At 66.4% G+C, this 23,680-nt stretch carries 22 protein-coding genes; 15 read left to right on the plus strand and 7 right to left on the minus strand.

The features are described 5' to 3' along the window. Nucleotides 1-292: 292 nt before the first annotated feature. From ABLE94_RS24980 to ABLE94_RS24990, 3 genes are read right to left on the minus strand one after another with little or no spacing between them, the layout of a single operon-like run. Nucleotides 293-1,828: an AMP-binding protein gene (locus ABLE94_RS24980; RefSeq protein WP_348810191.1), complete on the minus strand. Its 1,536-nt coding sequence runs from the start codon at nucleotides 1,826-1,828 to the stop codon at nucleotides 293-295. After that, nucleotides 1,825-2,958 (minus strand): acyl-CoA dehydrogenase family protein, encoded by a 1,134-nt coding sequence (locus ABLE94_RS24985; protein WP_348806603.1) that lies wholly within the window; start codon nucleotides 2,956-2,958, stop codon nucleotides 1,825-1,827. Before ABLE94_RS24985 ends, ABLE94_RS24980 begins: the two co-directional genes overlap by 4 nt. Before the next feature lie 27 nt (nucleotides 2,959-2,985). After that, nucleotides 2,986-4,203, minus strand: a complete 1,218-nt coding sequence (locus tag ABLE94_RS24990) for an acyl-CoA dehydrogenase family protein (protein ID WP_348806604.1) — start codon at nucleotides 4,201-4,203, stop codon at nucleotides 2,986-2,988. 129 nt (nucleotides 4,204-4,332) lie between these two features. Between ABLE94_RS24990 and ABLE94_RS24995 the strand changes: the two genes are divergently transcribed. From ABLE94_RS24995 to ABLE94_RS25060, 14 genes are all read left to right on the plus strand, one after another. Further along, a complete protein-coding gene (locus ABLE94_RS24995) occupies nucleotides 4,333-4,524 on the plus strand; it encodes a ferredoxin (protein ID WP_348806605.1) in 192 nt (63 codons plus the stop codon). Between the two features lie 100 nt (nucleotides 4,525-4,624). After that, complete coding sequence (locus tag ABLE94_RS25000; protein WP_348810192.1) at nucleotides 4,625-5,515, plus strand: 3-oxoacyl-ACP reductase; 891 nt, start codon at nucleotides 4,625-4,627, stop codon at nucleotides 5,513-5,515. Between the two features lie 81 nt (nucleotides 5,516-5,596). Beyond that, nucleotides 5,597-6,361: an MlaE family ABC transporter permease gene (locus ABLE94_RS25005; protein WP_348806607.1), complete on the plus strand. Its 765-nt coding sequence runs from the start codon at nucleotides 5,597-5,599 to the stop codon at nucleotides 6,359-6,361. A 4-nt stretch (nucleotides 6,362-6,365) separates the two neighbouring features. Further along, nucleotides 6,366-7,217 (plus strand): MlaE family ABC transporter permease, encoded by an 852-nt coding sequence (locus tag ABLE94_RS25010; protein WP_348806608.1) that lies wholly within the window; start codon nucleotides 6,366-6,368, stop codon nucleotides 7,215-7,217. A gap of 3 nt (nucleotides 7,218-7,220) precedes the next feature. Beyond that, the gene (locus ABLE94_RS25015; RefSeq protein WP_348806609.1) at nucleotides 7,221-8,402 is read left to right on the plus strand and encodes an MCE family protein; all 1,182 of its coding nucleotides are present in this window, start codon (nucleotides 7,221-7,223) and stop codon (nucleotides 8,400-8,402) included. Then, nucleotides 8,395-9,456 carry an MCE family protein gene (locus ABLE94_RS25020; RefSeq protein ID WP_348806610.1) on the plus strand — a complete coding sequence of 354 codons (1,062 nt, stop codon included), beginning with the start codon at nucleotides 8,395-8,397 and terminating at the stop codon, nucleotides 9,454-9,456. Before ABLE94_RS25015 ends, ABLE94_RS25020 begins: the two co-directional genes overlap by 8 nt. Further along, on the plus strand, nucleotides 9,453-10,691 hold the full coding sequence (locus ABLE94_RS25025) for an MCE family protein (RefSeq protein WP_348806611.1): 1,239 nt from the start codon (nucleotides 9,453-9,455) through the stop codon (nucleotides 10,689-10,691). The genes ABLE94_RS25020 and ABLE94_RS25025 overlap by 4 nt, the downstream gene beginning before the upstream one ends. 1 nt (nucleotide 10,692) lies before the next feature. After that, the gene (locus ABLE94_RS25030) at nucleotides 10,693-11,964 is read left to right on the plus strand and encodes an MCE family protein (RefSeq protein WP_348810193.1); all 1,272 of its coding nucleotides are present in this window, start codon (nucleotides 10,693-10,695) and stop codon (nucleotides 11,962-11,964) included. A gap of 8 nt (nucleotides 11,965-11,972) precedes the next feature. Beyond that, entirely contained in the window at nucleotides 11,973-13,220 is a 1,248-nt protein-coding gene (locus ABLE94_RS25035) for an MlaD family protein (RefSeq protein WP_348810194.1), read from the plus strand. Continuing rightward, entirely contained in the window at nucleotides 13,220-14,713 is a 1,494-nt protein-coding gene (locus tag ABLE94_RS25040; RefSeq protein WP_348806614.1) for an MCE family protein, read from the plus strand. The genes ABLE94_RS25035 and ABLE94_RS25040 overlap by 1 nt, the downstream gene beginning before the upstream one ends. After that, nucleotides 14,674-15,621, plus strand: coding sequence for an Rv1363c family protein (locus ABLE94_RS25045; protein WP_348810195.1), 948 nt, complete (start codon nucleotides 14,674-14,676; stop codon nucleotides 15,619-15,621). The genes ABLE94_RS25040 and ABLE94_RS25045 overlap by 40 nt, the downstream gene beginning before the upstream one ends. Further along, the gene (locus ABLE94_RS25050; protein WP_348810196.1) at nucleotides 15,618-16,295 is read left to right on the plus strand and encodes a hypothetical protein; all 678 of its coding nucleotides are present in this window, start codon (nucleotides 15,618-15,620) and stop codon (nucleotides 16,293-16,295) included. The genes ABLE94_RS25045 and ABLE94_RS25050 overlap by 4 nt, the downstream gene beginning before the upstream one ends. Before the next feature lie 288 nt (nucleotides 16,296-16,583). Beyond that, on the plus strand, nucleotides 16,584-17,585 hold the full coding sequence (locus tag ABLE94_RS25055; protein ID WP_348810197.1) for an isopenicillin N synthase family dioxygenase: 1,002 nt from the start codon (nucleotides 16,584-16,586) through the stop codon (nucleotides 17,583-17,585). Further along, on the plus strand, nucleotides 17,582-18,898 hold the full coding sequence (locus ABLE94_RS25060) for an amidohydrolase family protein (protein ID WP_348810198.1): 1,317 nt from the start codon (nucleotides 17,582-17,584) through the stop codon (nucleotides 18,896-18,898). The genes ABLE94_RS25055 and ABLE94_RS25060 overlap by 4 nt, the downstream gene beginning before the upstream one ends. 120 nt (nucleotides 18,899-19,018) lie before the next feature. On the opposite strand, the gene ABLE94_RS25065 is transcribed toward ABLE94_RS25060, so the two are convergent. The 3 genes from ABLE94_RS25065 to mhuD form a co-directional block, all read right to left on the minus strand. Continuing rightward, the gene (locus tag ABLE94_RS25065) at nucleotides 19,019-20,506 is read right to left on the minus strand and encodes an aldehyde dehydrogenase (protein WP_348810199.1); all 1,488 of its coding nucleotides are present in this window, start codon (nucleotides 20,504-20,506) and stop codon (nucleotides 19,019-19,021) included. Between the two features lie 123 nt (nucleotides 20,507-20,629). Continuing rightward, complete coding sequence (locus ABLE94_RS25070) at nucleotides 20,630-21,265, minus strand: LON peptidase substrate-binding domain-containing protein (RefSeq protein WP_348810200.1); 636 nt, start codon at nucleotides 21,263-21,265, stop codon at nucleotides 20,630-20,632. A 14-nt stretch (nucleotides 21,266-21,279) separates the two neighbouring features. Then, a complete protein-coding gene (mhuD, locus tag ABLE94_RS25075; RefSeq protein ID WP_348806621.1) occupies nucleotides 21,280-21,588 on the minus strand; it encodes a mycobilin-forming heme oxygenase MhuD in 309 nt (102 codons plus the stop codon). 157 nt (nucleotides 21,589-21,745) lie between these two features. On the opposite strand from mhuD, the gene ABLE94_RS25080 reads away from it, so the two are divergent. After that, nucleotides 21,746-22,540, plus strand: a complete 795-nt coding sequence (locus ABLE94_RS25080) for an alpha/beta fold hydrolase (RefSeq protein ID WP_425476281.1) — start codon at nucleotides 21,746-21,748, stop codon at nucleotides 22,538-22,540. A gap of 50 nt (nucleotides 22,541-22,590) precedes the next feature. On the opposite strand, the gene ABLE94_RS25085 is transcribed toward ABLE94_RS25080, so the two are convergent. Further along, nucleotides 22,591-23,649 (minus strand): DUF2189 domain-containing protein, encoded by a 1,059-nt coding sequence (locus ABLE94_RS25085; RefSeq protein ID WP_348810201.1) that lies wholly within the window; start codon nucleotides 23,647-23,649, stop codon nucleotides 22,591-22,593. Between the last annotated feature and the right edge of the window lie 31 nt (nucleotides 23,650-23,680).

Consider the following 23,680-nt stretch of genomic DNA (forward strand, 5'->3'; position numbering starts at 1 on the left):
CGTCGGCATCCTGCACGGCTGCCTGGTCCGCGGAGTCCCCTACGACCCCGAAATCGCATGGAAAGACCAAACGCCCGAAGCCGCAGCTTGACAACTTAACGCCCTGGGATGTCTCGACCAACGGAAGGGGCGGGTCGGCCACCGGAAGGGTGGCTCGACCAGCGGGGTTGCGGATGCACTCGACCGGCGGGGGTCGGGTGGTCTCGACCTCGACAAGCTGGCCCGGCGGATACGCGGGGCACTCGACCGGCGGGGGTTGGGTGCACTCGATCCGCGGGGTGGGAAGGTTGCGCTACTCGATCGGTGGGATGTAGTGGCCGTTCGTGCGGATCCAGGTGGGTGGTGTGCTGGTCTGCCGTAGATGGCGTTTCACGGTCTTGAAGGTCGCGGTCTCGGGGAGTGATTCGACGATCCGAACCCGGTGCGGCCATTGCTTCGGTCCCAGATCCCGCTGGGCGGAGAGGAAGTCGACGAAGTCGGTGGCGGTGAGGTGGTCCGAGCAGACCAGGACGGCCTCGATCTCGTCGCCGATCTCGACCGGTACTCCGAAGACCGCGGCCTGGCGGATCAGTGGGTTTCGCAGCAGGATTCGTTCGATCGGGCCGGTGCCGAGGTTCTCGCCATCCACGCGCATCCAGTCACCCAAGCGGCCCGCGAAGTGGATGAAACCCGCGTCGTCGACCCAGCCGAGGTCGCCCGTGTGATAGATGCCGCCACGCATCCGCTCGGCCGTGGCCTCCGGGTCGTTGTAGTAGCCACTGAACAGTCCTGGGCCGGAACTGTTCACCAACTCGCCGACCTGGCCGGCCGCGACAGGTTCACCGGTGTCCGGGTCGACGATCTGCGTCGGAGAAGTCAACGGTCCCAGCGCGTCCGGCGGTGTATCCGGAGTGCGGGTGATCGCCACACCGCCCTCCGTCGACCCGAATCCGTCCACGACGCGGCAACCGAAGCGCCGCGCGAAACGGTCCCGGTCGGCTGCCGAGGCCTCGTTCCCATAGACGATCCGCAACCGGGTCGACGCGTCGTCGTCCTGTTCCTCGGTCGCCAGGATGTAGTGCAGCGGCTTGCCGACGTAATTGGCGTAGGTGACCCCGTACTGCTTCACATCCTCGACGAATCCGCGTGCAGAGAACCTGCGCCGCAGCGCGATCGACGCCCCACCGGCCAACGCCACCGACCACCCCGCGATCATCGCATTCGAGTGGAACATCGGCATCGACAGGTAGACGACGTCGTCGGCGCCGATCGAGAAGCGCTCGGCCAGCATCACACCCGCAGCGGCAAAGGTGCGCTGTGTGCATCGCACAGCCTTCGGTTCGCCGGTGGTTCCGGACGTGAAGATCAGCATCAGCAACTCGTCCGGGAGGACTTCCCGAATACCCACGCTGTCGGCCGCAGGAGACTCGCCGCCGAACACCTCGGCAACGTCGAGAACCGCCATCCCCATGTCCACGCCATCGACCAGACCGGCTGTCTCGGAGTCGACGAGAACGAACTGACAGTCGGCGCGCGCCGCGTCGGCGGCCAGCGCCTCACCCCGGCGAGTGGTGTTGAGTCCGACCATCACCAATCCGTCGATCGCCGCGGCGACGACAAGAACGGCGAATTCGATGGTGTTGGAGAGTAATACGCCGACGTGGGGTGGCCGCTCAGAGTCGAGACGCTCACGCAACCGGCCCGCGCACAGGCGCGCGTCCGACACATACCGGGAAAACGGTGTGAAGCCGTTCTCGTGATGAATCCCGCGATCGTCGACGTCGGCGAGTGCGGTGAGCAACGACGAGATCGTCGCGGTGGACGCCGTCAGCTGCCCTGCTCCGGTCATGCCGGCGCCGATGCCAACCCCGCGCCGATGGACTCGAGGACCACCGGCGCCGAACCCATCGTGAACTCGTTCTGCTTGGCGCGCAGAAAGTATCGGTGCGCCGGATGCGTGGTGTCGAGGCCGACGCCGCCGTGCACGTGGACGGCGGTATGGGCCACGCGGTGCCCGGCGTCGCACGCCCAGAACTTGGCGGTCGCGATGGCCATCCCGACGTCGTCACCGTCGTCGAGGTCGTCGGCGCGGGCGAACAGCCACGCCGCCTGGGTGGTGGTCAATGACAAGCCCTGCGCGTCGATGTATCCGTCGGCCAGACGCTGCGCCACCGCCTGGAAGGACCCGATGGCGCGACCGAACTGCTCTCTCTCGACGGCGTACGAGGCGGTCAATTCCATTGCACGAGAGACCGTTCCGGATTGATCGGCACACACCGCCAAGGTCATGCGGTCGGCCACCTCGGCGACGGTGTCGCCACCACCGGCGAGGACATGATCGTCGTCGATCACAACCGAGTCGAAGTCGACGATGAATGTCGGGGTCTTGCCGGTCACCGGGGTGTCGGTGATGCCGACCCCGGGAGCGGTACTCGCCACGGCGACCACCCGCACCCCGTCGTCGGAGACCGCGTTCACCAGAATGGCCGCGGACTCGGCGGCGTAGGGCACGTTGACCTTGGTGCCCGACAGCACCCACCGGGAGTCGTTCCGTGACAGCGTGGCCTGTGGCGCACGGACATCGGCACCGAGTTCCTCCTCGAACGCCACCGTCAGGATCTTCTTGCCGGTCGCGGCGGCGGCCAGCAGCGACTCGCGTAGCGTCGACGATCCGGTCTTCGCGAGTACCGGTAGCGCTGCCACCGCATGCGTCCCGAACGGGACACGCGCCAGTGCACGTCCCAATTGCTCTGCCACCGTGACGGATTCGACGATGCTCAACCCGTCGCCGACATCGACGGCGTCGGCCGACAATTCGAGTGCCAACAGTCCGGCGGCGCCGAGTTCCCGCCACAGCACGTCGTCCATACGACCCGCGGCCTCCAACTCGGCGACCCGCTCGTCGGTGCTGACCTTGGAGGCGATGTCACGGGCCAACCCCGCAATGTCGAGGGTGGCCTCATCCAGCGTGAAATCCATTGTCCTGCTCTCGAAGTAGGGGTTGTCTCAGCGTCGCTGATGCGGTAGCCCGAGCGCGGCCATCGCGATGATGTCGCGCTGCACCTCATTGGTGCCGCCGCCGAACGTGAGGATCAGCGAGGTGCGCTGGAATCGCTCGACCCGGCCGAGTAGCCGGGCATGGGAACTGTCCGCGCGGATGGTGGCGGCCGGACCGATCACCTCCATGAGCAAACGGTATGCCTCGGTGGCGAATTCGGTGCCGAAGACCTTGGTCGCCGAGGCATCCGCGGGGCTCGGTGCGCCCCCGGAACTGGCCGCGGACGCGATCTTCCAGTTGATCAACTTCAGGAACTCGACCTTCGCGTGCACCCGTGCGAGGTTCTGCCGCACCCAGTCGGTGTCGATCACCCGGCTGCCGTCGCCGGTCTTGGTCTGCTGCGCCCATGCCACGGTCTCGCGCAACGCGGTCTGAATCGGTGCGGCACTACAGAGGGCGACGCGTTCGTTGTTGAGCTGATTGGTCACCAGCGACCAGCCGCGTCCCTCGTCGCCGACCCGCGCGGTGACCGGCACCCGCACGTCGGAATAGTAGGTGGCGCTCGTGTCGACGCCGGACATGGTGTGCACCGGAGTCCAACTGAAACCCTCCGCGTCCGCGGGGACGATGAGCACCGAGATCCCGTGATGCCGCTTGAGTCCGCGGGCGCGACCCTCCTCGGTGAGCACGTCCGGATCGGTGCGGCACGCCAGCCAGATGTAATCGGCATAGGCGACCAGCGAGGTCCACATCTTCTGACCGTTGACCACGTAGTCGTCACCGTCGCGGACTGCGGTGGTGCGCAGCCCCGCCAGATCGGTGCCCGCGCCGGGTTCGGAGTAACCGATCGAGAAGTGCAGGTCGCCCGCGGCGATCTTCGGCAGGAAGAACGACTTCTGCTCATCGGTGCCGTAATGCATGATCGTCGGCGCCACCGAGTTGATAGTCAGGAACGGCACCGGCGCACCCGCGATCGCGGCCTCGTCGGTGAAGATCAGCTGATCCATCATCGAGCGGTTCTGGCCGCCGAACTCCTCCGGCCATCCCAGTGCCAGCCAGCCGTCGGTGCCCATCTGACGTACGACGTCACGGTAGGCATCACCCTCGCCGAGTTCGCCGTCACCGCCGGACAACGCGGCCCGACGTTCCTCGGTCATCAGGCCGGCGAAGTAGGCGCGCAGTTCGCGTCTTAGGTCTGCCTGTGCGTCGGTGTAGGCGATGCGCATGGAATGCTCCTTCATCGGTGGCGCCGATAGTCGGCGAATGCAACGGCACTCGCCAATATCTGAAACACGTTCTAACCTGTTTGACGAAGCCCGTCAACCAGCGGGCGCATGCAAAAGGAGTGTCAGGCGATGAAGATCAAGGCCGATTTCGACCTCTGCGAGTCCAACGCCATCTGCGTGGGGATGGCACCCGACATATTCGACCTCGATGATGACGATTACCTGGTCATTCTCTCCGACGAGGTCCCCGAGGGCAGGGAAGAGGAGCTCCGTCAGGTGGTGGCGAGCTGCCCCAAATCCGCGCTCTCAATCGAGGAGTGAGTTTCTGACGAAACCGCCCCGGAGGTACGGCCGCACCGACTAACCTGTTAGAACGGGTTCTAGTTTCTGTTCGCCGGTGTGTGTCAAGGGGAGGTCTCGCGTGACTGGATCGTTGGAGGGCAAGGTTGCCGTCGTTACCGGCGCAGGAGCCGGATTGGGCCGGGCCGAGGCCCTGGGACTGGCGGCACAGGGAGCGACCGTCGTCGTGAACGACCTCGCCTCGGCACTCGACGCCAGCGACGTCATCGACACGATCACCGCATCGGGCGGCACCGCGATCCCGGTGGCCGGCGACATCTCCGACTCGGCGACCGCCGCCGAGATCATGCGCACCGCCACCGAAGAGCACGGCGGCCTGCACGTGGTGATGAGCAACGCCGGAGTCGTCCGCGACAAGATGCTGTTCAACATGAGCGACGACGACTGGGATCTCGTCATCCGCGTGCACCTGCGCGGGCATTTCCTGCTCAACCGCAACGCGGCCGCCTACTGGCGCGCCCAATCCAAGGCCGCCGGCGCGCCCGTGTACGGCCGCCTCATCAACACCGCGTCGGAGGCCGGGCTCCTCGGCCCCGAGGGCCAGGCCAACTACGGTGCCGCGAAGGCCGGCATCACCGCGCTGACGCTGTCTGCGTCGCGCGCGCTCGGACGCTACGGCGTCCGCGCCAACGCGATCTGTCCGCGCGCCCGGACCGCGATGACGGCGGCGGTGTTCGGGGAGGCGCCCACCGACGGTATCGATCCACTCGACCCCGAGCACGTCGTCCGGCTTGTGCAATTCCTTGCCGGAGCGGATTCCGATTCGGTCACCGGCCAGGTCTTCGTCGTGTACGGTCCTCGGGTCATGGTGATGGCCGCACCGAGCGTGGACCATGTGTTCGTCGCAGACGGGGATGCCTGGGACGCCCACGATCTCGCGAAGACCCTGGGGTCCTACTTCGCCGACCGCGACCCGCGCCGAACCTTCTCGGCGAGCGGACTGATGGGGTGAGAGAATCCAGTGGGTCGATCGTCCCACTGGCGCGGTCTTCAATGGTAGCTTTTGTGTGCTGTACGAGTCGTGAGGAGTGCTGTGCTGAACAAGCTGGCCGGACCCCTCGACGGAGTGGGTGACTTCGTCGCACTCGGCGTCGACTCGACGCGCGAGTTGTTCCGCCGCCCGTTCCAGTGGCGTGAAACGGTCGAGCAATCCTGGGCCATCGCACGCGTGTCGATGGTGCCCACTGTTCTCGTCGCCATCCCCTTCACCGTGCTCGTCAGCTTCACCCTCAACATCCTGCTGCGTGAGATCGGTGCGCAGGACCTCTCGGGTGCCGGAGCCGCACTCGGCACCATCACCCAGATCGGTCCGATCGTCACCGTGCTGATCGTCGCCGGCGCCGGCGCCACCGCCATCTGTGCCGACCTGGGGGCCCGCACGATCCGCGAGGAGATCGACGCGATGAAGGTGCTCGGCATCAATCCGACGCACCGACTCGTCGTCCCCCGGATCATCGCGTCCACCGGGGTGGCACTGCTGCTCAACAGCCTGGTCTGCACCATCGGCATCGGCGGCGGATTCGTCTTCTCGGTCTATCTGCAGGACGTCAACCCGGGTGCGTTCATCGCGAATCTGACCCTGCTCACCGGGTTCGGCGAGTTGATGATCTCGATGGTCAAGGCCGCCCTGTTCGGACTGTTCGCCGGTATGGTCGGCTGCTATCAGGGCCTCAACGTCAAGGGCGGCGCCAAGGGTGTCGGCGACGCCGTCAACGAGACCGTCGTCTACTCCTTCATGGCGCTGTTCGTGGTGAACGTGGTGGTCACCGCGGTCGGTCTCAAGGCGACGGCGGGCTGAATCGATGGTCCTTCCGTTCACCACCCGGCTGCGCACCGCGCGCGTCGCGGTCAAACGCGCCGGTGAGGACTGGAACCAGATCGGCGATCAGGCGCTGTTCTACTGGGACAGCATCGTCTCCATACCGCGCGCGGTCCGCCTCTACAAGAAGGAAACCCTGCGGCTGATCGCCGAGATCTCCATGGGCACAGGCGCTTTGGCGATGATCGGCGGCACCGTCGTGGTCGTCGGGTTCCTCACCCTGTTCACCGGCGGAACCATCGCGGTGCAGGGCTACAGTTCGCTGGCCAACATCGGTGTCGAAGCGCTCACCGGCTTCTTCTCCGCCTTCATCAACGTCCGCATCGCGGTCCCGGTGATCTCCGGTATCGCACTCGCCGCGACGATCGGTGCCGGGGCGACAGCACAATTGGGTGCGATGCGGGTCAGCGAGGAGATCGACGCGCTGGAGACGATGGCCATCGCCTCGATCCCGTTCCTGGTGAGCACCCGCATCGTCGCCGGGATGATCGCGATCATCCCGCTGTACTCGCTGGCCTCCCTGGCGTCATTTCTGGCCAGCCGGTTCGCCACCGTCGTCCTCTACGGGCAGTCCCCGGGCGTCTACGACCACTACTTCGACACCTTCCTGATCCCCTCGGACATCCTCTGGTCGTTCGTGCAGGCCATCTGCATGGCCATCGCGGTCATGCTCATCCACACCTATTACGGCTACAACGCCACCGGTGGTCCGGTCGGCGTGGGCGTCGCGGTCGGCAACGCGGTCCGTGCGTCGCTGGTCGTCGTCGTCATCATCACCCTGCTCACCTCGCTGGCCATCTACGGCTCCGACGGCAAGTTCAATCTGGCGGGCTGAGCGATGGCGAAACGACAACAACGCAGCAACACCACGCGCAAGATCGCGGCGGTCATCATGGTCGGCGCCCTCATCGCGATCATCGCAGCGGCATCGGGATCCTTCCTGGGCTGGTTCGCCTCCACCGAAACCGTCACCCTGCAGGCACCACGCGCCGGGCTGGTGATGAGCCCCGATGCCAAGGTGCGCCTACGTGGAGTGCAGGTCGGCAGCGTGAAATCGATTACCGAACAGGGCGATCAGGCGGTGCTCGTCCTCGATATCAACTCCGATCAGATGTCGCAGATCCCCGGCAACGTGACCGCGGCCATCAAGTCGAACACGGTGTTCGGCGCCAAGTCGGTCTACTTCGAGGTGCCGCAGTCGGGGGCGGAAGGCCGGCTGCAACCCGGCCAGGTTCTCGACGCCGATCACGTCGTCGTCGAACTCAACACCGTCTACGAGCAACTCGTCACGGTGCTCGCCGATCTGCAACCGGAGAAGCTCAATGCCACCGTCGGTGCGGTCAACACCGCGCTCACCGGGCGCGGTGAGGCGATCGGCAACGCGCTGGCGCAGTTGTCGGATCTGCTGGGCAAGACCAATCCGCATCTGCCTGAGCTGAATGAGCTGATCCGGCAGACCGCGACCGTCACGAACGTCTACGGCGACGTGATGGGTGATCTGATGCGCACCGTCGACAACGCGGTGTACACCGGAAACACGTTGCGCGCCAACGCTTCCAACTTCGATTCGCTGTTGATCAACGTCACCGGGATGGCCGACACCATCAACGACGACGTGCTGGTGCCGTCGAAGAACGACCTGATGGCGACGCTGACGCAGTTCTCCCCGGTATCCCAACTGCTGGGGTATCAGTCACCGGGCATCTCCTGCTTCCTGCGGACCGCTGCGACCGCCGCGGACATGGCCAAACCGTTGATGGGCGGCAACAACGGCATGCTTCAGCTGTACGCGGGTCTGCTGCCCGGCAAGGAGCCCTACACCTACCCCGAAAGCCTGCCGGAGGTCGGAGCGGCCGCACCACCCACGTGCGCAGGCGGATTGAGCGATCCCAACACCACCGTGCACACCGACTTCTACGTCACCGACAACGCGCCGGTCCCGTATCAGCCGCGGACGACACCAAAGGTCAACCGGCAGAAGCTGTTCAACCTGCTGTTCGGGGAGCCGGCACTTGGATAACCGCGCCCGCGCCTTCCGCGCGACCCTCATCAAACTCGGTGCGTTCGCCATCGTGATGGTCCTGGTCTTCATCGGGCTGGTCGTCGTCTTCAGCAACTACCGACCCGGCAGCTCGGATGACTACAAGGCCCTGTTCACCAGCGCCTCGCAGATCAAACCCGGCAGCAAGGTCAAGATCGCCGGCGTGGAGGTGGGCACCGTCGATGACGTGTCACTCACCCCCGACAACGAGGCGCAGGTGAGCTTCAGCGTCGACGACAAGTACACCGTCCCGACGTCGGTGCGGGCACTGATCCGATATCAGAACCTCACCGGGGATCGGTACCTGGAACTGCAGCAGGGACCCGGCGATCCCGACGACCGATTGTCTTCCGGCGTCACCATTCCCGTCTCGCAGACCGAGCCCGCCCTCGATCTGGACAAACTGCTCGGCGGGTTCAAACCACTGTTCCGGACGCTGGACGCCAACGAGGTCAACGACCTGTCGACCTCGCTCGTCGCGGTCTTCCAGGGGCAGGGCCCGGCGCTGAACAAACTCCTCGCCGACACCGCGTCGTTCACCAATCAGCTCGGTGACCGCGACGAACTGATCGGCAGCGTCATCGACAACCTCAACGACGTGCTCGGCACCCTCGACGGGGATCGGCGCGGACTCGACACCAGCCTCGATCAGCTGCAGATGCTGATCACCGGGCTGTCGGCGCAACGTGGCACCATCGGCAACGCGATCACCCAGACCGCGCAGGTCACCGATTCGCTGACCGACGTCTTGGCGGCGACCCGCCCCGGACTACATCAGACGCTGACCAGCATCGGCACCGCGTCGGGCACGCTGTTGCAGGCCGAGCCGTACCTGCGGTCGCTGCTGCCCCGGTTGCCCACCGACTACAAGATGCTTGCCGACCTCGGCAGCTACGGTGCCTGGCTGCAGATCTATTTCTGCCGGATCCGGTTGTTGCTCAGCGGACCCGACGGCAAGCAGTACTTCTTCACCTCCAACGACGTCATGGGCGACACCACCAAGGCCGGGGGGAGGTGTGCGACGCAATCATGAGTGGATCATTCGGAAACCTCTTCCGCAGCAACCGCTCCGAGTCGGACTCGGCGGATGTGGCACGCGAGAACAAGCGTGGTGGGCGCACCCGCCGGCAGATCGGCGTCATCGGCGTCGTGGTCACCGCGATGGTGGTCGTCGTCGCGCTGCAGATGGACAAGCTGCCGCTCATCTCCCCGATCAGCACCTACACCGCCTACTTCGACGACGCCGGCGGTCTGGTGACCGGTGACGTGGTGATCGTCGCCGGCGTGACCGTCGGCACCGTGGAGGGCATCGAACTGGCCGATACCGACGACGGCACCAAGGCGGCGGTGAGCTTCCGGATGAACGACACCGTGTCGATGGGCACCGACACGCAGGCGGCGATCAAGACCGAGACCGTCCTCGGGCGTCGCAACCTGACCGTGATCCCGCACGGGCCGGGACGGATCGCACCGGGCGGCGAGATCGCCTACCGCAACACGGTCGCCCCATACTCGCTGACCGACGCGCTCGACGACGCGACGTCCACGCTTGCCGAGACCGACACCACCAAGCTCAACAAGGCCCTCGACACCCTGTCGGTGACCTTCTCGGCCACCCCCGATCAGGTGCAGGGCGCCGTCGACGGCGTCGCGAAACTGTCCAAGGCCGTCGCCGACCGCGACAACGCCCTGCGCGCCCTGTTGGCCAAGGCCAACGGGGTCAGCGAGATCCTCGGCGCCCGCAACCAGCAGATCAACCAGCTGCTCGTCGACGCCAACCTGCTGCTCGGCGAACTGCAGTTCCGGCGTGCGGCCATCGCCCAGCTCATCACCGGGACACGCGATGTGGCCGCTCAGATCAGTGGGTTCATCAACGACAACAATGCCGAACTCGCCCCGGCGCTCGACAAGTTCAACTCGGTCCTCGATATCCTCAACGACAACGAGGAGAACCTGAAGAACACGGTGGATCGCCTGGGGCCCTTCGCCAACGCGCTCGGCGAATCGGTCGCCAACGGCCCCAACTTCGATTCTCTCGTCGGCGTCAGCACCTTCGGCGACTACACGGCGACCTTCATGAAGGTGCTCCAGCAGAAGTATCCGGAAGTCGCTCAGGCGTTTGCCTATTCGGGATTCCCGTTGCTGCCCAACGCGTGGAGTCAGGCGCCGGGTGCCGGCTCTCGCCCCGCCCCGGCGCCGGCGCCGAGCCCGACGATTCCCACGCCCCCGCCGGCGACCCCGAATACAACGCCAAGGTCAGGTGGTTGAGATGACCAGACGATTCGGGATGGGGAAGCGGTTCTGGCAGGTCGCCGCGCTCGTGGTGCTGCTCGCACTGCTCGCGACGGCCGCCTACATCGGCTTTCACCGCGCCACCACCAAACGGTTCACCGCCTACTTCGCCACCACCACCGGACTGTACGAGGGCGATCCGGTGAAGGTGATCGGCGTCAACGTCGGACGCGTCACCGCCATCACGCCGCGCACCGGGGATGTGAAGGTGGACATGGAGATCGACCGGGACGTCGACGTGCCCGCCGACGTCAAGGCGGTGGTGGTCGCCCAGAGCCTGGTGTCCGGTCGCTTCGTCCAACTCTCACCGGTGTACTCCGGTGGTCCGCAACTGTCCGACGGCGCCGACATCACCATGGATCACACCGCCGTCCCGATGGAATGGGATCAGGTCAAGGCGCAACTGCAGCGCCTCACCGAGGCCGTCGGGCCGCAGGGTGCCGACCCGGGTACCGCCGCCCGCGCCATCGACGTTGCCGGCCAGAACCTCGAGGGCAACGGGGAATCCATCAACACCTCCATCACCGAACTGTCGGATGTGATGGGCACCTTGGCTTCCGGCCGCGACGACTTGTTCGCCACCATCCGGAATCTGCAGAAGCTGACCGATGCGTTGTCCACCAGCCACGAACAGTTGGTGCAGTTCAACGGTCGCATCGCCTCGGTGACCGACGTCCTCGCCGACAACACCGAATCCCTCGACGGCGCACTGCACAACCTCGATTCGGCGATGACCGACGTGCAGAAGTTCATCGACACCAACCAGTCCGCCATCAACGGCGCCGTGTCGAAACTGGCTCAGACGGCCGGGATTCTGGCCGAGAAGGACGAGCAGATGCGGGGGCTGCTGCATTCGTCGCCCAATCAGCTCGCCAACTTCTACAACATCTACAACCCGCTGACCGGATCACTGTCGGGCGTCTTCGGACTCGGTATGGGCAACAACCTGATCACCCTGCTGTGCGGCACCATGGAGGCCAACAACCGGCCCGGACAGAGTCAGGTCGACATCGACAAATGCGTCGACACCCTCGCCCCGATCCTGCAGTCCATCGTGGTGGCCTACCCGCCGTTCATGGCCAACCCGGTCAACGGCATCAACGCCACACCCGATCAGATCACCTACCAGAACGCGAGCGTGAAGGCGCGGGCGCAACAAGGTATTCGCGACCAGGATGCGGCCACCCGGGAGGCCAATGGCGGTGGGCCGCTTGCCGATCTGCTGGTCCCGTGGGGAGGCGAGGGTTGATGGGTCGCATGACGTCGCGCCGGATGCGGGGCCTGCGGGCCGCGATCCTCGTCGCCACCTCCGCCGCACTCGCCTCGGCCTGCGGCTTCGACGGCGTCAACAGCCTGCCGGTCCCCGGTGCGGAGGGCACCGGTGAACACTCCTATCAGATCAGTGCGGTGATCCCGAGTGCCGCCGGACTGGTGAACAACGCGCCGGTCCTGGTCAACGACGCCACGGTCGGCAGTATCGGCGACATCTCGGTGCAGCCCAACTGGAGTGCCAAGGTCGACATCCGGCTCAACCCCGGCGTCAGGGTCCCCAACGGTTCGTACGTGATGGTGGGGATGACCAGCGTGCTCGGCTCCACCCACCTCGAGATCGTCGAACCCGAACAGGCACAGAACGGCTATCTGCAGGCCGGGGACCAGATCCCGCTGCCGAAATGTCCGACGCCGACCAACATCGCGCAGCCGACCGACGACGCCGTCGCCGATGTGAACTCCGCACAACAGATCCCGGGCTGCAACTACCCGACCACCGAACAGGTGCTCAGCGCGCTGTCGGTGGTGCTCAACGGTGGTGGTCTCTCGCAATTCGGCGACATCGTGCACGAGATGAGTCAGATCTTCGACGGCCGCGACGCCCAGATCCGGGCGCTGATCCCGCGGCTGACGGTGCTCGTCGGCGACCTGAATCGGCAGACCGGCAACATCATCCGGGCCACCGAGGGCCTCGACCGCCTCACCGCCACGATCAATGAGCAGACGCCGACCGTGGAGAAGGCGTTGCGTGACGGACCGGAAATTCTGAAACTGCTCAACGATGAACGAGCGCAGTTCATCTCGGCGTTGGCGTCGGTCGGCAAGCTCTCGTCGACCACCAACGACGTCCTCGACGCCAACTCCGAGGACATCAAGACGATCGTCGCCAACATGGCCAAGGCGTTCCAGGGTCTCGCCGACGCTGGACCGGGGCTACCCGGTTCGCTGCGCCTGCTGCTGACCTTCCCGTTCCTCGAGGAGATGATCCCGACCATCGTCAAGGGTGACTACGTCAACTCCGACCTCGTGCTCGACCTCACGGTCCCCAAGCTGCAGCGCAGCATCCTGCGTTCGGTGGGAGTCGTCGGGCCGTCGGCGGTCGCCGGGCAACCGGCCGGTGCCGCCGGCCGCGGCCTCAACCCGTTCACCTCGCCCCTGCAATCCGGTGATGAGACACCCTCGCCGACAAGCACTCCGGCGCCCGCGCCATCCACCCCGGCAGGTGGTCGCTGATGAAGATCACCCGCTTCGTGCGCATCCAGCTGATCGTCTTCGCCATCATCACCGTGATCGCGATGGTCGCGATGGCGATCTATTACGTCCGGGTACCCGCGATGTTCGGCGTCGGGCGATACACGGTCACCCTGAACATGCTCAACACCGGCGGGCTCTACCAGAACGCCAACGTGAGCTTCCGCGGCGTCAACGTCGGCAAGGTCGAATCGGTCAGCCTCACCGAGGACGGCGTCACCGCACAACTGTCCATCGACAGTTCGGCCGACATCCCGACGAACTCGGAAGTCACCGTGCGCAGCGTGTCCGCGGTCGGCGAGCAGTATGTGGAATTCACTCCGCCGAGCGGGGATTCGAGTACCGACTTCCTCACCGACGGTGCGACGGTGTCGGCCAAGGACCAACCGGTGGAGATCTCGGCCGTCCTCGATCAGGCCACCGCGTTGCTCAACAAGGTCGGTGACACCAACCTGCGCTCACTGATCGACGAGGCGTTCACCGCATTCAACGGGACCGCAGAAGATCTACGGCGACTGATGGATTCGATGATCCTGCTCGTCGACGACGCCGACAAGAACGCCGACGTCACCATCGACCTGGTGCGTCAGGCCGGACCGCTGATGGCCACCCAGTCGGCGACCGCCGCGCAGATCCGGGCGTGGACCGCCAACGCGGTGAAGGTGACCGATCAACTGCGCGCGAACAATCCGGAGATCACCGACCTGCTGCAGAAGGGCCCGGCAACCGCGGCGTCGGCGCAGGAGTTCTTCGCGTCGATGGATCAGTCGTTGCCGCTGCTGCTGGCCAATCTCAACGTGGTGTCGAAGACGACCGCGGTGTATCTGCCCAATCTGCAACAGGTCCTGGTGATCTATCCGCGGCTGATCAATGCCCTGCTCACCGCACTGAACGCGGGCGATCCACGGTACGGTCCGAGCGTCGAGTTCTCGCTCGGCTTCCAGGACCCGCCGCCGTGCACGATCGGCTATCTGCCGCCGTCGGAATGGCGTTCACCGGCGGTCCAGACCGCTCGTGACCTGCCGCCCGGCATGCTGTGCCGGGTGCCGCAGAACTCGCAGATCGCCGTCCGCGGTGCGCGCAACTTCCCGTGCGTGGAGTTCCCCGGACGGCGGGCCCCCACTCCGGAGGAATGCGTGACCGGATACAAGCCGCTGAGCAACCGGGTGGTGCCGTTCCCGAACGGCATTCCCGGACTGTTGCCCCGTCCCGCCGGGTACGTGACACCCGGGACGCCATCCGACCAGCAGGACGGAACCGCCGTGTACGGCACCACGTACGATCCGGAGTCAGGAGATTTCATCGGCCCCGACGGACGTACCTACAACGCCGGAACCGGGGCGCAGGCCACCGGTACACAGGGCAGCGGCGGGACGCAGGACAACGGGACGCAGGACAGCGGGACACAGGGCAGCGAGCAGGGACAGGGCACGTCATGGCAGAGTCTGATCACCGGGGCGGTGACCGACCGGTGACGTCGACGACGAAGGACACCGCACCCGAGGGTGCGGCACCGGACGAGGCCGCACAGGTCGCGCCGGTGCCCGTCCGGTCTGCGCCGGTCAAGTCTGCACCGGTCAGATCTGCACCGCTGCGACGCCGCAAGTCCGGCAAGAAGGCCGCCTCCGCCGCCGCGACGCCGGCCGCCGAGTCCGACGCGGATGTCGCTGCAGACGAGCCCACCGGGGGCGATTCCACCGACGTCGAGGCCACCGCACCCGAGAAGGCCACCGTCGATCTGACCAAGCGCGCATGGTCGGCGGACACCACCACCGACCCCGATGACCTGTCGGCCGGGCTCAGCTACCGGGAGCGTCGTCGTCGACGCACCGCCGCCCAGCCCGCCGAACCCGCACCCGTCGCCAAGGTGTCGGCCCTGCGTCGGCGTTCGGACCGCTCGGTTGTCTACCTGGTCGCGATGTCGTTGTCGGTACTGGTCATCGTCGGCTGTCTGGTCGCCTCCGCCGTCTTCACGATCGCCTACGGACGTGTCCAGCATCAACGGGACCTGCGGGCGGAGTACTCGAGTTTCGCCCAGCAGATGACCGTCACCATGACCAGCCTCAATCCCGGCAACGTGGACGCGGCGATGAAGACGATGACCGACCGGACCAGTGGAGCGGCGCAGCAGCGGCTCAAGGACTCGATGGCGCAGGCGGTCTCCCTCATCCGGGACCAGAACCTCGATGTGAAGTCGACGGTGATCAGCGACGCCGTCACCAAGGCCACCGACGACGAGGGCACCGTCATCCTGGTGTACGGCTGGCAGATGAAGCCGGAGAATCCGCAGGAGGAGACCATCGTTCAGACCTTCCGGTGGAAGATCGACATCACCCGCATCAACGGTGAGCTGAAGATGACCAGCTTCGAGTGGGTGACATGATGCGCCTTCGGGTTTCGCAGGTCGTCGCCGGCGTCGTCGCGCTGCTCGTCGTCGCATCCGCCGCGCTGGCGGTCACCCTGGGCTACCGGTATCTCGACGCACGCTGGACCGAGGATTCACGTGACGAGTCGCTGGATGCCGCAAAGTCGTACGCCACCACGATGTTCGGCTACGATCCGGGGAATGTTGCCGACCATGTGGCGCGCTCGCAGTCGGTGGTCACCGGGTCGGCGAAGTCCCAGTACGACAAGCTGATCGCCAACCCCATTCCCGGACAGGACATCAACTTCGTCGACGGGGTGAAGCAGCAGCAGGTGGTGTCGCAGGCGGTGATCCAGGACGCCGGCGTCGTCACCAACACCCGGGACACCGCGACGGTGCTGATCTTCATGAATCAGTCGGTCAGTCGTGGCGGCAAGGACCTCATCCGCGTCGATCCGAGCCGTCTCACCTTCAGCATGGTCCGCACCGACGGCCGCTGGCTGATCGACAACATCGACATCATCACCGACGACTCCTTCCGCAGCCGGATCTCGCAGGTGTCGACGCCACCGTCGGGCGCCGTGCCGCTGCCCGCGCCGAGTGAGTCGGGCGAGCCGTCGGGTGCCCCGGCGTCGGTCCCGGCGGCCCCCGAATCCGCTGTTCCGGAGGCGTCGACGGTGCCGACGCCCTGACGCGGTTGTCGCTGGTCGGCGCGGTGGTTCCATACTCACGCGCGCTGTGCAATGACCGCGCGAGCACAGCGGTGCCGCGCCGACGAGAAGCGCCCGCGTCGGCGTGGTGAGGTTGGGCGGTCACGGCTTCGGGTGGCGAGCCGGACGGGCGCAGGCTAGTCTGTTCCCCACGAGAGCGTATGTAGCAGCCGGCACGAGTCCGGATGTTCGCGTCCGCCGTGGCCTTTCTCTCAGGTCGTAGCGTCGAAAAGCGCATGTCGCTCTCTTCGCACAAGAGAGATCACCACCATGACGAACACGTCCGCATACGACATGACCGAACTCAATCGCGAGGCGGCGATGGGCGGTCTGGGTACCGAGACCACCGACCGTGAGGTGCGGCGCATCAGCCTCGCCGACTTCGAGAGCCGCCGTGACCGGATCGCCGACGAACTGTGGTCGGCGGCAACCGATATCGGCTTCTTCCAGGTGGTCGATCACGGTATCGACCTGGCGCAGGTGCAACACGCCTTCGACATGTCCGAGAAGTTCTTCGCGCTGCCGGGCGAGGTCAAGGAACAGTTCCCGCTGAAGAAGGGCACCAACGCCGGCTGGGAGTTCATGAGCCAGGTCCGCCCGTCGGTGGGGACACCGGACCAGAAGGAGTCCTATCAGGTCACGCTGCCCCGGATGGATGGGCTGTGGCCGTCGGAGGACGAACTCGCCGGCTTCCGGGCGACCCTCCTCGACTTCGAGCACCGCTGCTGGGAACTGGCGATGAACATCCTCGGTTGCTTCGCCGAGAAGCTCGGCTTCGACCGTGACTTCTTCACCCGCGCACACGATCCCGCGTCGTCGACCTACCAGTCGACGTTGCGTCTGCTGCACTATTACGCCTTCCCCGACGAGATGCTCGATCAGGACAATGTGTGGCGCGCCGGTGCACACACCGACTTCGACGCCTTGACGCTGCTGTTCCAGCGCGCCGGTCAGGGTGGCCTGCAGGTGCTGCCGGGTGCCGAGGCCGCCGATCAGGCGTGGACGCCGGTCGAGCCGTCCGACGAGGCGATCACCTGCAACATCGGTGACATGCTGATGCGCTGGTCCGATGACCGGCTGCCGTCCAACTTCCACCGGGTGCGCGCACCGCGCCGTGGCGAGTACCAGGGTCCGCGCTACACCATCGCCTACTTCGCACAGGCCAACACCGACGTGCTGATCGAGAGTGCGGCAGGCAAATACGAGCCGATCACCGCCGCCGATTACATCGCCGCACGTCTGTCGGTCAACTTCGACAAGAAGAAGCCATGAGCGACACCGTCTTCGCCGACGTCACCGTGTACAGCGGCGGCATCTGGCTGCCCCATCGGGACGTCCGGGTGACCGGCGGTGTGGTGGAGTCGATCGACGACACCGGTTCCGGTGCAACACCTTCGGATGCGGACATCCGGTTCGGCGGGTACCTGATCCCCGGATTCGTCAACACCCACACCCATCTGCAGCAGTCGTTGATGCGGGGCATCGCCGAATGCACGCCGCTGCTCGAATGGCTGCTCGCCGTCGGTGAGGAGTCGGTGGCGATCACCCCGCAGCGGGCGTACACCGCCACGGTCGCCGCCTGCCTCGAGGCGCTGCGGTCGGGTACCACCACCGTCGTCGAACACATGTGGCCGCATCCCGACGACGAGGTGCACGGTGCGGTGATCCAGGCGTTGCGCGACACCGGGATTCGTGCGGTGCTCGGACGTGGCGTCGCCGACCGTCCCGACGCCACGCGCAAGTGGGGATTCGAACCACGACTGATGCAACCCCTCGACGAGGTGTGCGATCACATCGATCACCTCCGGGATCAGGTGAACGGATCGCCGATCACGATGGCGCTGGCCGTACCGAATCCGCGCTCGCTCACCGAGAACGGCATGACGCACCTGCGGGAGTTCGCGCAGGAACGCGACATGTCGGTGTCGATCCACCTGCTCGAGACGCCCACCGACGACCGGATGTGTCTCGAACACGCCGGCGTCGGCGCCGTCGAATACCTTGACGGCGCAGGATTTCTGTGGGACCGGGTGCTGGCCGTGCACTGTGTGGAACTCGACGACGTGGGGCAGGGCATTCTCGCCGAACGCGGAGTTGCGGTGTCGCACAACCCGTTGTCCAACATGCGTCTCGGCAGCGGGGTGGCCCCGGTCCCGCAGATGCTCGACCGCGGGCTCGCGGTGGGACTCGGGGTCGACGGTGCGGCCAGCAACGACACCCAGGACATGCTGGAGACCTTCCGGATCGCCGCTTATCTGCAACGTGCGACGCACAAACGTGCCGACCTGCTCGGCTTCGGTGAGATGCTCGACATCGCCTGCGGCGGAGCCAATGTGGCACTCGGACTACCGGAGATCATCGGCGGCGTGAGCGTCGGCGATCCGGCGGATCTGACGCTGATCCGCTTCGACCGCGACTACGCGACGCTGCCGGTCCGTGACCCGGGTGCCTCGGTGCTGACCACCGGATCACCCCGCATCGTCGACACCGTGATGGTCGACGGGCAGGTCGCCGTCGCCGACGGCCGCAGCACGCGCATCGACGAGGACGAATTCACCAAAGAGGTTCTGGCACTACAGAAGTAATGTGCCCACTCGACGGGGATGGGCGCCCACTCGACGGGAATGGGCGCCCACTCGACGGGGATGGGCGCCCACTCGACGGGGATGGGCGCCCACTCGACGGAGACGGGCGCCCACTCGACGTCACTGCGGGTCGTAGCCCATCGGCAGCATCGTCGACTTGTGTTCGACGAAGGACTCGAGCCCTTCGGGGCCGCATTCGCGGCCGATGCCGGAGCTCTTGAACCCACCGAACGGTGAACCGGGGTCGATGGCGTAGAAGTTGATGCCGAAGGTGCCGGTGCGGATCTTGCCGGAGATCTCGATGCCGCGTTCCACATCGGAGGTCCACACGGAACCGGCGAGACCGTAGTCGGAGTCGTTGGCGATGGCGATCGCCTCGTCGACGTCGTCGTAGGTGATCACCGACAGCACCGGACCGAAGATCTCCTCCTGCGCGATCACCATGTCATTGGTGACGTCGGTGAAGATGGTCGGGGTGAGGAAGTGGCCAGCGGAAAGTCCCTCGGGCCGCCCGCCTTCCAGGGCTGCGGTGGCTCCGGCCTGCTTGCCGGCGGCGATGTAACCCTCGATCCGCCGTAGTTGCCGATCACTGATCACCGGGCCGAGCTGGACCTCCGGGTCGGTCGGCAGGCCGACCTTCATCGCCTTGGCGGCCTCGACCATCGCGGCGACGATCTCGTCCTTGCGGCTGCGCGGCACCAGCACCCGGGTCTGGGCGACGCAGGCCTGCCCGGTGTTGAACAGTCCGAGGAACACCAGCATGCCGATGTTGGCGGCGACGTCAACGTCGTCGAGGACGATGGCCGCCGACTTGCCGCCCAACTCCAGCGAACACCGCTTGAGTGACTGGGCGCAGGCCGCGCCGATCGCCTTGCCCGCGGCGGTCGATCCGGTGAAGGTGATCTTGTCCACCTCGGGGTGGGCGACGAGCGCCTCGCCGGTGGCCGTGGCACCGGGCACCACCGAGATCACGCCCTCCGGCACGCCCGCCTCGGTGAAGATCTCGGCAATCAGGTTGGCGGTCAACGGTGTTTCGGGTGCCGGCTTGAGCACCACGGAGCAGCCGGCGGCGAGGGCGGCGCCGAACTTGTTGCACACCAAGAACAATGGGACATTCCATGCCGTGATCGCGCCCACCACGCCCACCGGTTCACGGGTGATGCGGGTGGTGCCGAACATGCCGGTGCGGTATTCCTCCCAGGCGTATTCGCGGGCCGCGTTCGCGTAGGCGCGCAGCACGCCGGTGCCGGGCAGCTTCTGCAGCATGTCCACCGCACTGGGCGGGGCGCCCATCTCCGCCGACACCACCGCACCGATCTCGTCGATGCGGGCGTCGATCAGATCGGCGACGCGATCGAGGACGTCGGCGCGTTCGGCGGCCGGTTTCGCCGACCACACACCGGAGGCGAAGGCCTCGCGGGCGGTACGCACCGCGGTGTCGACGTCGGTCCCGTCGGCCAGTGGGACCGAGCCGATACGTTCGCCGGTGGCGGGGGAGAACACCTCCAGTGTCTCGGTGGAATGGGGGGCGACCCACGTCCCGCCGATGTACAGCGCGCTCTGGTCGGTCCCGATGCCGGTCTGCGCGGCCTCGACGGTGTCGGTCATGAAGGTGCTCCTCGCCTGCCTGTCTCCGCGTACACGCGCCGATGCGCGCGACGGGGTGTGAACTACTCCACAACCGATACTAGAACACGTTCTAATTCGAGGTGACGGGGATGACGAAGTCGCTTACCCGCCGAAGCGAATCCGGGCCTCGAGGGTGGCGATGGCGTCGTCGAACACGTGGCAACGCGCGGGGCCGTCGTCGGCTTCGAGGAGGGTCTGGCGGTCGGCGGCGCCGATGGGCAGGCGCCCGGCCCAGCCGAAGATGCCGACCTCGGCGAGGTCGGCGGCGTCGAATCGTGGGATGTCGTCACCGACCGGGAGGTCGCGGTGGGCAAAGGATTCCTCGATGAGGGAACGAATGCGTGAGCCGAGGGTCACCAGCCGTGCGGTGGTGGCGTCGTCGGCGGGAGGTTCCGGCAATGGCGTGATGTCGGCGCGGGGATACGGGTCGTCGGGCAGCCATCGGTTCACGCGGAACCGCCAGGTCCCGGTGCAGGACAACAGGGATTGGCCGTCGGGATCGCGGACGACGGTGTCGATGGTCGCGAAGGTGCCGATGCCGGTTCGCGCGTCGCCGCCGCCCACCTCGTGGCCGCGTTCGATGAGGACGACACCGAAGCCGTGCGCGCCATCCGGGGTCGGCGACGTCGCCGGTGCCTCCTCGGACAGGCAGTCGTCGAGCATCTGCCGATAGCGGGGTTCGAAGACCCGCAGAGGTAGACGTTCCCCCGGCAGCAGCGCGCTGCCGAGGGGAAACATCGGGCTGAGGATGCTCAGGAGCTGGGCTTGGCGTCGAGGACGACCTCGAACTCGAGGAGATCCGCGCCGGTGGCGACCGGCTTGGCGCGTTCACCGGCATGGGCCTCGCGGGCCGGTCCGGCGGCCCACGCCTGGAAGTCCTCGTCGGACTCCCATTGCGTCACCACGAAGTATCGGTCGTCGCCCTTGACCGGACGCAGCAACTGGAATCCGAGGAAGCCCTTGGAGCCGTCGACCGAGTGGGCGCGGTGGGCGAAACGCTTCTCGAGTTCTTCGCCGGAGCCTTCGGGGACATGGATTGCGTTGATCTTCACTACTGCCATGCGTCAACCCTAATCAGCCGGCGCGCGGGCCGACAGGGCCTTGGGTCGCTCGTGTGGTTGCCGGGTTCTGCAATCCGGGGAAACACGCGCCACCGCGCGGCCCCGGAGTGGCGTTGCGGGCCGCTGCGGACCACCCGGGTAACCTCGGTGCGTGCCGATTCCCGCCGCCGACCTGGGCTTACTCGATCATGGTGGGCTCGGCGTGGACGATCCGGACGTGGGCGTCGGTCCCATCGTCCTGGCGCACGGCCTGATGGGCCGCGGCCGCACGTGGCGTCGTCAGATCCCGTGGCTGCGCCGGTACGGCCGGGTGTTCACCTTCGACGCCGCATTTCACACCGGCCGCGACGCCCCGGCCGACCCGAACATCTCCACCGAACGTTTCGTCGCCGATCTGGCCGAGATCCTCACCTGGATCGACCTCGGGCCGGCCGTCGTCATCGGGCATTCGATGGGTGGCCTGCACGGCTGGTGCACCGCGGCCGCCTACCCGGAACTGATCTCCGCGCTCGTCATCGAGGACATGGCGCCGGACTTCCGGGGCCGCACCACCGCCAACTGGACGCCGTGGTTCGACTCGTGGCCGGAGCGGTTCGACGACGAACGGGTCGCGGTGGCCCTGTTCGGCCCGGTCGCCGGACGCTACTTCTACGACGCCTTCGACGACGGCCGGCTGCACGGCGACCTCGAGGTCTGGGCGGCCATCGCCGAGGAATGGGGACAGCGGGACTTCTGGTCGCAGTGGCGGGCCGTCGGCGTGCCGACGCTGCTGATCGAAGCCGGCAACGGTGTCACCCCGCCGGGACAGATGCGAAAGATGGCCTCGGTCAACGACTCCGCGACCCACATCGCCGCGGCGGGAGCAGGGCACCTGGTACACGACGACGCCCCCGACTTCTACCGGGGTGCGGTCGAGGCATTCCTGTCGGGATTGCCGTTCACGCGGGGGTAGCGGTCGGGGGCGTCGGTCGTCGGGGTCGGTGACTTTGTCGGGGTGGGTGACTACTGCGGGGCGGGTGCCACGTAGCCGCCGGACAGGCGCCGGTAGCAGTGGGCGTAGAAGAGCTGACCCAGCGGCCAGGTCACGATCAGGCCGACGTAGCAGAGGAGGGCGCCGACATAGGACAGCGCGTACGAGACCACCAGCGTCAGAAGCGAATTGGACACCGACGACCGGGCCAGTTCGCTGGACGCCTTCATCGCCTCGACCGGTGAGAGTCGCTTGTCGATGACGAAGAAGAGCGAGAACTGCAGCAGGAAGATCGCGATCAGTCCCGGGACGATGCACAGCACGATGCCGATCGCGGTGATCAGGCCGACGAGGATCGCGGTGCCGATGACCACACCGAGACGCTCCGGCTTCAGGAAGGTTCCCACAGACACCGGCTGGCCGTCGGCGACGCGGAGTGCACCGGTGATCATGCCGGCGGAGAGATAAATGATCGCGACGAGCACCACGAAGTACAACAGAATGCTCACGATAGTGCCGCCGGCACCGATTCCGGATGACACCTCGTAGCTGTACCCGTACTGGCCGGAGACCGTGGTCGTGGTGGTCGTACCGAAGATGGCCAGTACGGCCCAGTACAGCCCGGCGGCGATGGCGAAGATCAGAACGGCAAGCAGGCTTGGCACGATCATCGGTCCCGGGTTGGCCTTGAACTGAGCCCACGCCCAGCTCAGCGCCTCGCCGATGTTCACCTGCTGCGGCGGACCGGCAACCGGCGCGCCCGGTGCCCCGGCGGGCTGGCCGTAGCCCGGCGCGGGCTGACCGTATGACGGCGGCTGCCCGCCGGTGGGTGGCTGGCCGTATCCGCCCGGCTGCTGCCCATATGCCGGGGGCTGCTGACCCGTCGGTGGCTGGCCATAACTGGGCGGCTGCTGCCCATAGGACGGTGGCTGCTGCCCATAGGACGGTGGCTGCTGGCCGTATCCCGGGGGCTGCTGACCGGGCGCCCCGTACTGGGTCTGCCCGTACGGATCGGGATTGGCGGGCGGCGGAGTCTGCCCGGGTGTTGGCGGCTTGTTGAAGTCGGGACCCTGATTGGGCGGTTCTGTCATGCGAAAAAGCTAGCAATACCGGCACCGTAAG

The organism is Gordonia sp. VNK1, assembly GCF_040049135.1.
Lineage (GTDB): Bacteria > Actinomycetota > Actinomycetes > Mycobacteriales > Mycobacteriaceae > Gordonia > Gordonia oleivorans.

Coding starts and splice junctions, on each gene's coding strand:
- ABLE94_RS24980 (WP_348810191.1), bottom strand. CDS start 1,828: ATGACCGGAGCAGGGCAGCTGACGGCGTCCACCGCGACGATCTCGTCG.
- ABLE94_RS24985 (WP_348806603.1), bottom strand. CDS start 2,958: ATGGATTTCACGCTGGATGAGGCCACCCTCGACATTGCGGGGTTGGCC.
- ABLE94_RS24990 (WP_348806604.1), bottom strand. CDS start 4,203: ATGCGCATCGCCTACACCGACGCACAGGCAGACCTAAGACGCGAACTG.
- ABLE94_RS24995 (WP_348806605.1), top strand. CDS start 4,333: ATGAAGATCAAGGCCGATTTCGACCTCTGCGAGTCCAACGCCATCTGC.
- ABLE94_RS25010 (WP_348806608.1), top strand. CDS start 6,366: ATGGTCCTTCCGTTCACCACCCGGCTGCGCACCGCGCGCGTCGCGGTC.
- ABLE94_RS25015 (WP_348806609.1), top strand. CDS start 7,221: ATGGCGAAACGACAACAACGCAGCAACACCACGCGCAAGATCGCGGCG.
- ABLE94_RS25025 (WP_348806611.1), top strand. CDS start 9,453: ATGAGTGGATCATTCGGAAACCTCTTCCGCAGCAACCGCTCCGAGTCG.
- ABLE94_RS25030 (WP_348810193.1), top strand. CDS start 10,693: ATGACCAGACGATTCGGGATGGGGAAGCGGTTCTGGCAGGTCGCCGCG.
- ABLE94_RS25035 (WP_348810194.1), top strand. CDS start 11,973: ATGACGTCGCGCCGGATGCGGGGCCTGCGGGCCGCGATCCTCGTCGCC.
- ABLE94_RS25040 (WP_348806614.1), top strand. CDS start 13,220: ATGAAGATCACCCGCTTCGTGCGCATCCAGCTGATCGTCTTCGCCATC.
- ABLE94_RS25045 (WP_348810195.1), top strand. CDS start 14,674: ATGGCAGAGTCTGATCACCGGGGCGGTGACCGACCGGTGACGTCGACG.
- ABLE94_RS25050 (WP_348810196.1), top strand. CDS start 15,618: ATGATGCGCCTTCGGGTTTCGCAGGTCGTCGCCGGCGTCGTCGCGCTG.
- ABLE94_RS25055 (WP_348810197.1), top strand. CDS start 16,584: ATGACGAACACGTCCGCATACGACATGACCGAACTCAATCGCGAGGCG.
- ABLE94_RS25060 (WP_348810198.1), top strand. CDS start 17,582: ATGAGCGACACCGTCTTCGCCGACGTCACCGTGTACAGCGGCGGCATC.
- ABLE94_RS25065 (WP_348810199.1), bottom strand. CDS start 20,506: ATGACCGACACCGTCGAGGCCGCGCAGACCGGCATCGGGACCGACCAG.
- ABLE94_RS25070 (WP_348810200.1), bottom strand. CDS start 21,265: ATGTTTCCCCTCGGCAGCGCGCTGCTGCCGGGGGAACGTCTACCTCTG.
- mhuD (WP_348806621.1), bottom strand. CDS start 21,588: ATGGCAGTAGTGAAGATCAACGCAATCCATGTCCCCGAAGGCTCCGGC.
- ABLE94_RS25085 (WP_348810201.1), bottom strand. CDS start 23,649: ATGACAGAACCGCCCAATCAGGGTCCCGACTTCAACAAGCCGCCAACA.